Here is a 12024-nt window from a genome sequence, read left to right on the forward strand (position 1 = left end):
TCATCGACATCACTCGGGTACGCACGGCGATCCATCGCTCCAGTTTGCCAGCGGCAAAATCATCCCGCCAAACTTCGATCCCGTCTCAACTAGCCTCTAAGCCCATCGGCATGGCGGCCAGGCGCTGAAACTGGTGGGGCAAGGCCGCCGCCGCCGGGGTCAGAAAGGCGGTGCTGGCCATCAGCCCAGCCGCCCAGCGCGGCAGAATGCCCGCCCGGAAGGTGGCGATTCCCAGCAGCAGGCCGCCGAGCATATACAAGCCGCCGCTCAGCATGAACAGCGTGGGAAAGCTGCCCAGGTCAACCGGGCTGGCCCTTCCAGCCCCGATCCCCAGCAGGCTGTCCACAAACTGCGGCGCGGCGGCGGCCAGGGGCGGCAGGATCACGGTTTCGGCAAACACGTCGGCGTAGGTAATCGCCCAGGCGAGACCGAAGATCAGATAGCCGATCAGCCCCAGCCAGCCCACGCGGGTCACTTGCCGGGCGTAAATCCCTGTGACGCCAATTAGCATCAGCAGACACATCACGGTCTTCAGGGGCGTGATGATGGCCCAGGTGGTGCCGCCCACAGACGACACGACATCGGGCGGATGAATGGGCTGGATGCCAGCAAAGATGACTCCGGCCACCACGGCGGAAAGTCCGGCCCAGCGGATGAGACCTGAGGGTGTAATTGAGGGCATCATTTGCATGTCGGTTCCTTTGAACTTGGGCGTGTGGGTCACGGTGTGGCGTGCTGTTGCCTGGCGAGCGGGCGCGGGGCTGGGCTGTGAGGGGGAAGCGACGGTGGTCAGTGACGGCTCTGGGCCGGGTCAAGCTCCATCGGCTCCGCCACCTCGGAAACAACTTGAACGACTGCCAGCAACGTCAATCCTGAATCATGTATCTTTCTGAGCACCCCATGCAGCGCGGCCTGATCCAGTAACAGGCCCGTCAGGGTCGAGCCGCTTCGCTCGTGGCTCAGGCTCAGACCCTCGAACCGCGCAGCCCATCTGGCGTCCAAGTGTTCCTTGACGCGGATCTGGTATGACCCCGGCCCATCTCGAGCTTCCGCCAATTCTTGCGGCGCACTCATGTACTCACCTCCCGTCCCAACCTGGCTTTTGAGGAATCTCCACGTCGGTGCGTGCGTTTTCGTTCCTCGCCTAGACCGTATGGGTCCATGTGGTGAGCCGTCATCACCAGAGGTGGTGATGGGTTCCTGGTTTGCGGTAAGCCCAATGAAGTGTGGGGGCGCAGAGGACAGCCCGCTAGATCAACTCAAGTTCGTGAGCGCGCCGGAGGGCGGCGCGGCGGGTGTTGACCCCGAGCTTGCTGTAAATGTTTTTGGTGTGCGTCCGCAGCGTGTTGAGGGAAACGGCGAGGGTGCGGGCCAGTTCCGGACCAGTCAGTTCGGATTGAAGCAGCCGGAGCACCTCAAGTTCACGCTCACTCAGGGTCTCGAGCGAACTTGGATTGACAGCAGCCGCGTTCCCCGCATTTTCAAAGGCTTTCAAGAGCTGCCAGACGGCGTTCACGGTGCTCCCTTGTTTTGCAAACTTTTTCAGCATGACTGCCATGGGGGCACCCTCATCCACGAAGATCCGAATATTCCTCTCCGGCATAGCAAGCTTAAGGGCCGCTTCGAGCCGTGTCAGCGCTTCACGACCATCACCACGCTGCCGGTAGGCCAGAGCTTGGAGCACCAGAATTTCGCTGACACTTCTCGTCCGGCCACCGTCTTTCGCTGCATAGAGAAACCGTTCCAGCAAGTTGATCGCCTGAAGAAGAGCGGGATTGGTCTGCTTGTGGTGCTCTTGAGAGAGCAGCAATCTGGCCAGGGTGATGTGCTCAAATTCCCGAAGGTAAGTCAGGAGGTCAATCGTAGACAGGTGTTGCGCTGTGGCCCAGGCGAGGGCGTCCTCCACCTTTCCCTGCTTGATCCAGATCCGCGCTCTCAAGGCCGCAATGGGGCGCACCTCCGGGAAGAAGTCGCTGACATACAGGCGCTGGGCCTCATTCAGCAGATCCAGTGCACCGTCCAGATCGCCCTGGATCTCCTTGATCCGGGCTGCCGTACGGCACCAGCGGAAGCGGTTCTGGGGCAGGCCAAGGAATTCGCCGAGTTCCCGGCTCCTGCTCAGGTGCTGCGTGGCGGCCTTCAGGTCGCCCCGCTCGCAGGCGAGGGCGCTCAGACCCACATGCATGTCTGCCGCTCCGCGTAGCGCGAGGCCGCCCCCCTCCATCGCCACGTGCAGGCCCCGCTCATAGGTGGCCAGGGCCAGGTGCAGATGACCCTGTTCCAGTTCGAGATCGGCCACAGCAACGGCGCAGCCAACCGCGTCTGAACGGTATCCGGCCCGGTGTAGGCCCGCCATCGCCTCAAGGTAGGACTGGTGGGCCTCTTCAAGGTATCCATCTGCCCAGAGGGCGAGTCCCATCAAGCCCGAGGCTGCCCCACGTTTGAACTCATCACCCGCTGGCACGAGGTCCAGAACCCGCCGGGCCTGGGTCACAGTCTCGGTGAAATGGCCCGAAGATAGCGCCATGGCCGCGCGGTACAGCGCAATCAGGCTTCCCAATCCCCGAAATTCGTCCTGATCCACGACCACCATCGGGGGCGCAGCGTCCATCTGTGTTCCGTCCAGCCACCGCTGCGCATCCAGCAGGCGCTCCTCGACGCCCTCCCGCTGGCCACCCATCAGGAGTCCTCCGGCGTAGTACACGCTCAGCACCGGTCTGCGGCGCACCACCAAATCGGGAAGCACCCTCAGCCAGTCCAGGGCTGTGGCCTCCTGCCGGCTGCGGCGCAAGGCGGGAACGGCCCGCTCAATCAGGTCTGCCGCCCGCTCGACATCCTTTGCGGCCAGCGCGTGGCGGATAGCGTCTGCCGCTGAAGCCTCAGACTCAAACCACACGCTTGCCTGGCGGTGCAGCGCCGGGACACCACCAGGTTGATCCGCCTGGAGATGCATCTGGAGGAAGTCAGCGAACAGGTGGTGGTAGCGGTACCAGTGCCGCCTGTCATCCAGCGGCACCACGAAGAAGTTGCCCCGCTCCAGGGCCTCCAGGCGCGCGCTGCCGCCGGTCTGCCCGGTCACGGCATTGCACAGTGATCCACACAGCCTTTCCAGAATGGACGTGTGAAGCAAGAAGGTGCGGACATCCTCGGGTTGCCGCCGCAGCACCTCCTCCATCAGGTAGTCCACGATGAAGCGGTGATCTCCGGCGAACGCCTCAATGAATGCTGGAAGGTTCTCCCGTCCCTGCATGGACAGGGCCGCCAACTGAAGGCCCGCAATCCAGCCTTCGGTCCGGTGGTCTAGCACCGCGACGTTCGCCTCCGACAGCCCCAGAGCCATCATACGGTTGAGAAACTCCGTGACTTCTGGCAGGGCGAAGCGCAGATCGGCGGCGCGTAGCTCCGTGAGCTGGCCCTGGACACGCAGGCGGGCCAGGGGAAGGTCCGGGTCCTCGCGGGTGGCGACGGCCAGATGAAGCTGCGGCGGGAGATGATCCAGCAGAAAGGACAGGGCCGCGTGGAGCTGCGGGGCATCCAGAACATGGTAATCATCCAGTACGAGGATGACCGCATGCGGGAGCGCACCGAGGTCATGGAGAAGTTCGGGAAGAATAGCGTCCACGGGTGGAGGATGAACCGACTGGAGTGCGGCTAAAATCCGGCTTCCGATGCCCGGAGCCACGGTTTGGAGGGCGGCGATCAGATGAACCAGAAACCGCACTGGAGCATTGTCGCCGTCATCCAGGGAGAGCCAGGCCGCTGGTCGCCCGCTGCCCGCTATCCATTCACAGAGCAGCGTCGTCTTCCCGAAGCCTGCCGGAGCCGAGATCAGGGTCATCTTGCCCTGAAGGCCCTCGTTCAGCCGCTGGATGAGGCTGAGGCGGCGAACACGTCCCTGCCGGGACAGGGGCATATGGAGTTTTGTGGCCAGGATTGGCGTCATCAGAACTCCCCTCCCTGCTGAGAACCGGATGGGGGCAGGGGCCTGTGCTCCAGCGCTTCCCGTCTCCCTGCGTCTGCATGCGCTTGTTCATCGTAACTGTTATGAGAGGGACGGGGGGCTGCGCCGACAAACCAGTCGGTCTCTTGCCCTCAAGTCAATGACCAGATTTCGCACAAGAGCCACAAGGCGAAATGTTCTCCTCCAAAAGGGGCCTGCTGGCGCAGCAGGCCCCTGCTAAAACCCATACATTGCAGCATGTCAGACCACAGGGCGAAATCTGAAGTCGTGGCTCAGCTCGTCCGCCTCGCCCGCAGGGAACGGCTGAGCTATGACGAATTCGCCTACGTCTGCCAGCAGGCCCGTAAAAAGCTCAAGCTGGAGAAACCTAGGCGCGAACGCCGACTGCCGCAATTCCTGACCGCTGAAGAGCTGAAAGCCAAATAAGGTGCAGCTGTATACCGTTACCCCAGCTAGGGAAGGGTATAGGAAGACTCTGCGTTGAAGCGAGGGAGGTGGTGAGGCATGCGGAATAAATTTCAAGAAGCTGGAGAGAGAGGGCGGCGCGGTATTGTGCCAGGCTCAATCGCGCACTAGATCCTGGCGGTGGCCTCAGCGACGCCTCTTCATTGGTTCAAGCTGGAAGAGCTCGCCAATCGCCGAGGGATGTCCCTGTGCGACAAGTCCAGCATCACGACGGCCATCAAACTGCTCGCCGACCACGGGTTTCTGGAGCGCCATTAGGGGCAGCAGGATGGGAACGTCCAGCTGTATACCCTGACGCCTGATGGGGAAAGGCTGCTCGACGAACTACATGTCCCAGACGAGTGAAACTCTGTGCTGAGCGGGATTTCAGCTTGGCAGTTGGGGGATGGGAGCCTGGTCTGCTGGGGGCTGATGATGAGTGCGGGGTGGAGTTGAGTTGTTGGACTGAACAACCTCAGCAGTTGATCGAGTTGTGGCGTAAGATCTGCCCATCAACCTTCTCGCGCAACGCTTGCTCACGGTGGACACGTGTCCACCTGTCAGCCGCAGACGCCTCGAAGCACTGACGGCCAGACAGGGTCCGTTGGTGTATGACGAATTCGCTTCTCAGGGGCGGTGCGAGCGTTGGTCAAGGCTGGTTTATTGATTCATTCTGGCACGACAGCGCTACAGAAGTTCGTGATCACGCCAACCGGAGAGCGTTTCAGGAAGACCTTTCCTCCGGACGAGACGTTAGAGAAAGGAGATGGTCAGGCGTGCGGGATAGGTTTCAAGAACCTGGAAAGAGAGGGAGGCGCAGCATTGTGCCAGGCTCAATCGCACACCAGATCTTGGTGGTGGCTTCCGGGACGCCTCTTCATTGGTATGAGCTCGAAGGACTGGCCAATCACCGAGGGAGGCGTCTGTACGATAGGCCCAGCATCACGGCGGCCCTCAAACTGCTGGCCAACCACGGGTTTCTAACGCGTCGTCAGGGACAGTTCGACGGAAACGTTCAGCTGTACACCCTTACGCTCCAAGGGGAAGGGTTGCGTGATGAATTGCGTGTTGAAGAAGGCGAGTAAAAGCTTGTGCTGAGCGGCATTCTGGCTTGATGTCTGCGGGAGACATATATACAAAGTATACAGGTTGTATATAGTCGCGCGGCATGCAAAAGCCCGTGCTGAGGCGGGCTGAGTTGATGTTTCACAGGCGTTTCGCCGAGGGCGCAGGTGTGATGCGCACAAGGCCCAGCGCTTTTTGAGCTTCGTTCAGTTCGCCTGCATCCTCATGCTGCTCCGCCGAATTTCTGGATAATTCTTGGCGCTCGACAACTGCCCATCGTGCAGCTGCCAGGTTGCCGTCACCGTGCTGCGTTACGGCACAGAGCCTTGCGGTGACGCAGCGGTTACGCCCTGATTTCTAAGCTCTGTTCAGCTTCGGGGCCGAGCCCGAAACCGTAAGGAGCCACACATGAACCGTACCCTAATTGGTGCCGCCCTGATCCTGAGTCTCAGCCTTGCCGCTTGCAGCGCCTCCACCCCGCCGGTGGTTATCCCTGATCCCATCGTCGATCCCGTGCCCCAGGCCGATTTCAACTTCACCCTGACCCCTGCCGTGGTCAGTCTTCAAGCAGATGGCACGGCAGAGTTGAGCGCGACCGTTCAGCGCAGCGGCAGCTTCACGGGTGCCGTGACCTTGACCCTGCTCAATCCGCCAGCGGGCCTCAATGCGGCAGCTGTGACGCTGCCGGCCGGAACCACCAACGCCAAGCTCAACCTTCAGGCCAGCAGTGCCAGCGTTCCTGGAGACGACACCCTGACGTTTGTCGCCGACGCGGGGAACCTCCACAAAACGGTGCAGGTCAAGGTGAAGGTCAGTGCCGCTCCCGTGCCGGTGGGTCAGGCAGCCCTGACGCTGGTCGCCACACCTGAGAGCCTCAAGCTCAAGGCCGGACAGCCCACCAGCTTGACGGTCAAGGTGACGCGCAGCAACTTCACCGGGCCGGTGAAGTTGCACCTGAGCAACCTGCCCGCCAACGTCACGGCACCTGACGTGGTGCTCGACGCGGGCCAGGACAGCGCTGAGATGACCCTGACCCAGACCGGCAAGACTCCGGCTGGCAGCACGACCGTGCAGCTTCAGGTCACTTCCGACACGGTCAAGTCTTCGCTCAACCTGCCGCTGACGGTGGAAAGTGCTGAGAGCTTGCCCAGCGCGCCGACGGTCAGCGCCACCAGTCCCGCCTCAAATGCCCAGGCCGTCAACAGCGCCGGGCTGAGTGTGAACGTGACCTTCTCGCAAGGGATGAAGAGTGACGTCGCCAAGGCCATCAGCATCACACCGAATGTGCCGAACTTCGCGTGCATGGTGAATGACGGCAGTGTCGAGATCCAACAGGTCAGCTGCACGGGCAACTTCCAGCCGGGAGTGACCTACACCGTGACGGTGGCCACTACGGCTCAGAACACGGCGGGCGTGGGTCTGGCCCAGCCATACAGCTTCAGTTTCAAGACGGCGGCGCAGGCCAATCCCGATCCGCTGCCGCAGAGCCTGATGCTGAGCAGCGCCCCAGGGAGTTTGACGGTCAAGGTCGGCTCGCCGGTCTCGCTCACGGTCAAGGTGCAGCGCACGAATGTCAGCGGTCCGGTGACGTTGCACGCCACGAACCTGCCGATCAATGTCACGGCATCAGACGTGACCATTCCTGACGGTCAGGACAGTGGCATCATGACCTTGACTCAAACGGGGAACAGCCCGGTGGGCACCAGCACCATCCAGGTGCTGGCCACAAGCGGGAACGTCAGCGCTTCACTGAATGTCCCCCTGACGGTTCAGAACGTCACCAATCCGCTGACCGTCCTCAGCACCACCCCGGCCAACGGCGCACAGAACGTTCCTTACGGACCGAACGTCTTCGAAGTCAAGTTCTCGCAGGTGATTCAGGAAGTGGATGGCGTGGCGCAGACCGTCAGTGTGACGCCCGCTGTAAATAAGCTGCACTGCTTCGTCAAACGTGACGCGATGAATAAGCCGCTGGACGGTCTGCAATGCACCGGAGATTTTGACCCCAATACGACGTACAGCGTCACACTCGGCACTGGGATCAAGGCCACAGACGGCACGCCGCTGGCCCAGCCGTACACCTTTAGCTTCCAGACGGCACCCGCGATCATTTTGCCGCCGTTCGGAGATCTCGTCCCGCCCAAAGTCACTGGCTTTACGCCCACCAACGGCACACTGGGGGTGAATCACAGTCCTCTGAGCATCACGGTGAACTTCAACGAGGCGATGGACAAAGCGGCGACCCAGAAAGCCTTTCAACTGATTGTGCCGAACGTGACCGACAGCAAGAAAAGCTTTATCTGGAATGCGGCTGGGACTGTAATGACCATGACGTACAACGAGGTACTGCCTTACGGCAGCACCGTGTTCTGGGGCATGAGTAATACCGCCACCGACGTGGCGGGCAACCCCCTGGCGCAGGCCAGCAGTGTGGGTGGCAGTTACCGCCTGGTTCGCCAAAAAAGTATCAAAGTGTATTCAGACGGAAGTTTGGATTTTTCAGCCACAAATAGTAAAAATAACAAATACGAAGACACAGTAATCTATACTGAATACACTGGCAAATCTTTTTATCAACGCGCGTTCGTTTCTTTCGAATTGAATAATATTCCAGAGCTTTCTAACATCAAGGTCATCGAGTCGGCGTCACTTCACGTCTATCAGAAAGGGTTCCTCTGTGATGGAGGCAATGGTGCCTACCAGCGCATGGGGTCAGTCATCGCTGAGAACGTTAGTTACCTCTCGACTGAATTCGCATTTTTCAATAGCTATTTCTCTACTCCGCCGATTTCTACTGGCGCAAGTAGCACCTTAAGCACCGATGCCACGCTGGGGTTTAAATCGATGGATGTCACCTCCCAAGTTGGCTTCGATGTTCAGAACCGTGGCACTTTAATGAATCGTTCGCAATGGCGCTTGCGTTTTCCAACCGATTCTACGTTAAACAATGACAATTGCAGCAGTATCGGCTGGTATAGTGGGAAGGCTCTGTTGTTCCAGCGCCCGTACTTGGATGTCACCTATGTTTACCCCTGAAGTTACCGCTTGATCACTGCACCTTGCAGAGAGCCCTGCTTCTTCACTAGACAGGGTTCTCCTGTCCTTTAAGTTCAACGTAAGGAGAGCGATGAAGAATGTTATGAAGGTATTTGGTCTGTTCCTGGTCATGCTGTTGGGTGCGTCGGGGGCACGGGCCTGCGCTGTCAATCCACACAAGATGTTCAACGGGCGTGTGGCCATTCCCAAGCCGCTGGTGCGTGAATGTGGCTACGCCTGGCAGCAGTGGCAAAAACACCCCGGTCAGGGCCGCAAGCTGCTCCACTGGGCCGAGATGTGGAGTGCCCCCGCCGCCGACGAGCAAGACCTCAGCAGCTTGTTCACGCAACTGGGCTACCACAATACCGACAGGAAAATCGGCAGCACCGACGCGGTGTTCAAGGGCGCTGAAATCTACTTTGAGGGCAAGAAGCAATCGTTCATGGTCGTGGAGCTGTTCTTTATCGGCGACCGGGTCAACATGCTGATCGGCGGGAATTGATTCCGGCTTCCTCAAGGAATGTCAAAGCGGCACACCCACATTCGGGTGTGCCGCTTTGACATTCCGGTTGGCTTAGGTGAGCGAGCGGCGAACCGGGGACGCTTCAAGTGCAGTCGTACGTCGGGCAGCCGCCTGCATCGTCTCGGCCACCAACCCATACACCGCTTCCCAGGTCAGTCGGACTTCTGCTGTGAACGCGTCGCCTAACCCTTGCTCCAACGTCCACAGTAAAGCCTGGGTGAAATGATGCTCGCTGAGGATGTCTGGTACTCACCGGAGGTCAGGTGAGGGTGACTCGGCGGTCATCTGACCTCGGCAGCGGAATCAACTTTGGTGCCCTCAGCCTTCAGCGGGCACCTGTGGATTGGCAGGATGTTCTCCCCGAACTGCTCCTGTTTTAAACCCTATGCCGTGCCTGTGTTCCACTCAGCCGTCCCAAAGAGTGTGCCGCGTCTGTGGTTATGTTGGTGTCAAAGCCAGCATGACCAGGCATCAAGCCGTTTGTGCTGTGCGTCGGCTATTTGCTCTCAATTATATATTCTTGTTGAAGTGCTTTATCATCACCCAGATTTCCAAACTCACCATTCAACTCGTTTCAGTATCACCCACCGTGCCAGCTCCACAGCTCCAACTTCCCGGCGCATCGATGGTCACTCCCTCGCCCAATGCCCTGGCCAACCTCTGATCCACACGCTCTGGCTCCTGTAAGGGTCAAGAAGGGGCCTGCCAGCGTATGCCTCCCCCCCCCCCTTCCCATCTCCGAAGCCACTGGACCCCAGAGCGGCCATTCTGAGCCGCCTGCAGCCTAACCTCAACTGTGCCCCTTCTCCAATGGGCCAGGAAGTCCCGGCAGATCTCAGCGTGGTATGGGTGTCAGCTGTGTTTAGACCTTGAGCTGACGTTGTTGGAGAAGGAGGGCGCGACTGCTCCCCATTTTCCCTATTTGCCCCGTCTGGCCTGACGTGCTGAACGGGGCCGCTTAGGCACTCGCCCCTGTCCGGCCCACGACCTCGAACTTCAGTACCAGGTCCAGCGCGTCCACTGCAGCAGATTTGCCCGGCAAGCAATCAACTTCACTCAGGGCGCAGGTTTTTGCTGAAGGAGCGGCTCAGTCCTACCTCAGAGACCTGGAGACCGAATTCAAGACGGCAGCGGGGATGAGCGTTTCCAAGTCCTGGGTGATTGTGGTGGCTGGTCGGCAGGCAGGACGCCGAAGCGCAGCAGCGTGTGGATATCGAGCAACAGCACCTCTGGGACACTGTCAGGGCAAGGTGACCACCGCGGGAAGGGTGACGATCACAGGCTGCATCGTGTCACAGTCGAGGGCACATAGCTCGCTGCTCCAGACCGCACCGAGGTCGATGAACCAGATCACAGATCCGTCCGGGAGTTCCTGGGTGACCGGGCTGCTCACTGGGGTGTGGCCGTGGACGCTGATGCTCGCCCCTTCCGGCAGCAGGGACACCGGGGTGTCCGAGGGGCGGCCCCACAGGTGGGCGTTCGGGCGCGTCGGGCTGGGCCGCATGGCGTGCGCGAACAGCACCAGCCCCTCGACCAGCCATGGCAGGGCCATGCGGTCAATCCACTCGGCATCGGCGTGCAGTGCTTCGGAGGAGGGCCACTGTTCGGGCGTCCCGCCGTTCTCCCACCAGAGGTCATGCAGCTCTGCGTTCTGCCGGCAAGTGGCCTCCACCAGCATCTGGTCATGGTTGCCTAGGCACAACTGCGCCCGGCCCGCATCGACTAGCGCCCGAACTCGCGCTACGACACCAGGGGAGTCCGCGCCTCTGTCCGTCAGATCGCCCAGAAACACGAACTGCCGATCAGGGAAGAGGGCCAGCAGCGCGTCTAGCAGGTCAAGGCGGCCGTGCAGGTCAGCCACCGCCACGGATGCGCGGGCCGTCACCGGTCAGCGCCTGTCTGGTTGATCATACACACCTCCAAAAAGCCCCTGCTAGCGCGGGCTGTTTCGAGTGGAAAGGCCTCAGTCTTCGGCGAAGTCGTCAGGGTAGCGTCTTCGTTTGTTTGCGTGCAGGATCGCAGATTTGGGTGACCACTCACCAGGGGCATTGTCTGAAGCACTGGGCGTGGTGATGGTCACTTAACATGAGACTCGATTCTGTTGTCAGCAGAACGAAGTAGATTGGAGGGGATGACGAACGGTGTGCCTCCTCAAGCGTCGGCGATCCTCAAGCGCGTCTGGGGTTACAACCAGTTTCGAGGCGTGCAGGAAGAAATCATCCGGACGGTCGCGGAAGGAGGCAACGCCCTCGTCCTCATGCCCACAGGCGGCGGGAAAAGCCTGTGCTACCAGCCTCCCAGCTTGCTCCGTCCGGGGACCGGCATCGTGGTCTCCCCACTCATCGCGCTGATGAAAGACCAAGTCGATACGCTCAGGCAGTTGGGCGTGCGAGCGGCCTACTTGAATTCGACGCTTTCCCCTTCCACTTCACAGGCAGTCGAGCAGGCGCTCGCCCTGTTCGCGATTGATGAGGCGCACTGCGTTTCCCAGTGGGGTCACGACTTCCGCCCGGAATACCAGCAGCTCAGTCTGCTGGAAGCGCACTTCCCCCACGTTCCCCGCGTCGCGCTGACGGCCACGGCGGACGATCGTACGCGTGCTGACATCCGACGTGTGCTCGGCCTGAACGGCGCGCCTGAGTTCATCTCCAGTTTTGACCGCCCGAACATTCAGTACCGGGTGGCAACTAAGGAAAAACCCCGCGAGCAACTGCTGGAGTTCATTCAGACCGAGCACCCGGAGGATGCAGGCGTGGTGTATTGCCTGTCCCGGCGTTCCGTGGAGGAAACGGCACACTGGCTTCAGGCGCAAGGGTTGTCTGTCGTGGCGTACCATGCGGGCTTAACGCAGCAGGAGCGGAATCTGGCTCAAGAGCGCTTCCTGAATGAGGACGGCATGGAATGAACCCCCTCGAGCGGACCAACGGCCAAGCCACTTCGCCCAGACCAGCCGCTAGGCTGCTCACAGCGCGAAGGAGCCTCAATGCCAGGACGC

The 12024-nt window shown here is 60.5% G+C and carries 7 protein-coding genes and 1 pseudogene; 4 read left to right on the top strand and 4 right to left on the bottom strand.

What is annotated here, in order from left to right:
* Positions 1 to 85: 85 nt before the first annotated feature.
* From GUI70_RS21685 to GUI70_RS21695, 3 genes are all read right to left on the bottom strand, one after another.
* Positions 86 to 691, bottom strand: a complete 606-nt coding sequence (locus tag GUI70_RS21685; RefSeq protein ID WP_202630551.1) for a hypothetical protein — start codon at positions 689 to 691, stop codon at positions 86 to 88.
* A 98-nt stretch (positions 692 to 789) separates the two neighbouring features.
* Positions 790 to 1074 (bottom strand): DUF8691 family protein, encoded by a 285-nt coding sequence (locus GUI70_RS21690; RefSeq protein WP_202630552.1) that lies wholly within the window; start codon positions 1072 to 1074, stop codon positions 790 to 792.
* Between the two features lie 175 nt (positions 1075 to 1249).
* Positions 1250 to 3943, bottom strand: coding sequence for a winged helix-turn-helix domain-containing protein (locus GUI70_RS21695; RefSeq protein ID WP_161884369.1), 2694 nt, complete (start codon positions 3941 to 3943; stop codon positions 1250 to 1252).
* 285 nt (positions 3944 to 4228) lie between these two features.
* Between GUI70_RS21695 and GUI70_RS21700 the strand changes: the two genes are divergently transcribed.
* The 3 genes from GUI70_RS21700 to GUI70_RS21710 all read left to right on the top strand — a co-directional run bounded on the left by GUI70_RS21700 (position 4229) and on the right by GUI70_RS21710 (position 9008).
* Positions 4229 to 4387: a hypothetical protein gene (locus GUI70_RS21700; RefSeq protein ID WP_161884370.1), complete on the top strand. Its 159-nt coding sequence runs from the start codon at positions 4229 to 4231 to the stop codon at positions 4385 to 4387.
* A gap of 1491 nt (positions 4388 to 5878) precedes the next feature.
* Entirely contained in the window at positions 5879 to 8506 is a 2628-nt protein-coding gene (locus GUI70_RS21705) for an Ig-like domain-containing domain (protein WP_161884371.1), read from the top strand.
* 91 nt (positions 8507 to 8597) lie between these two features.
* Complete coding sequence (locus tag GUI70_RS21710; RefSeq protein WP_161884372.1) at positions 8598 to 9008, top strand: hypothetical protein; 411 nt, start codon at positions 8598 to 8600, stop codon at positions 9006 to 9008.
* Between the two features lie 1261 nt (positions 9009 to 10269).
* Here the strand turns inward: GUI70_RS21710 and GUI70_RS21715 are convergent.
* Positions 10270 to 10890, bottom strand: coding sequence for a metallophosphoesterase (locus GUI70_RS21715; protein ID WP_161884373.1), 621 nt, complete (start codon positions 10888 to 10890; stop codon positions 10270 to 10272).
* A gap of 270 nt (positions 10891 to 11160) precedes the next feature.
* Here GUI70_RS21715 and GUI70_RS21720 point away from each other — a divergent pair.
* Positions 11161 to 11928, top strand: a pseudogene (locus tag GUI70_RS21720) (RecQ family ATP-dependent DNA helicase); the annotation flags it as partial.
* Positions 11929 to 12024: the final 96 nt, after the last annotated feature.

This window comes from Deinococcus alpinitundrae (genome assembly GCF_009982895.1).
GTDB lineage: Bacteria > Deinococcota > Deinococci > Deinococcales > Deinococcaceae > Deinococcus > Deinococcus alpinitundrae.

What these genes read in the sequence shown, in the direction of transcription:
- GUI70_RS21690 (WP_202630552.1), bottom strand. Translation starts at nt 1,074, where the DNA reads ATGAGTGCGCCGCAAGAATTGGCGGAAGCTCGAGATGGGCCGGGGTCA.
- GUI70_RS21705 (WP_161884371.1), top strand. Translation starts at nt 5,879, where the DNA reads ATGAACCGTACCCTAATTGGTGCCGCCCTGATCCTGAGTCTCAGCCTT.
- GUI70_RS21685 (WP_202630551.1), bottom strand. Translation starts at nt 691, where the DNA reads ATGCAAATGATGCCCTCAATTACACCCTCAGGTCTCATCCGCTGGGCC.
- GUI70_RS21710 (WP_161884372.1), top strand. Translation starts at nt 8,598, where the DNA reads ATGAAGAATGTTATGAAGGTATTTGGTCTGTTCCTGGTCATGCTGTTG.
- GUI70_RS21695 (WP_161884369.1), bottom strand. Translation starts at nt 3,943, where the DNA reads ATGACGCCAATCCTGGCCACAAAACTCCATATGCCCCTGTCCCGGCAG.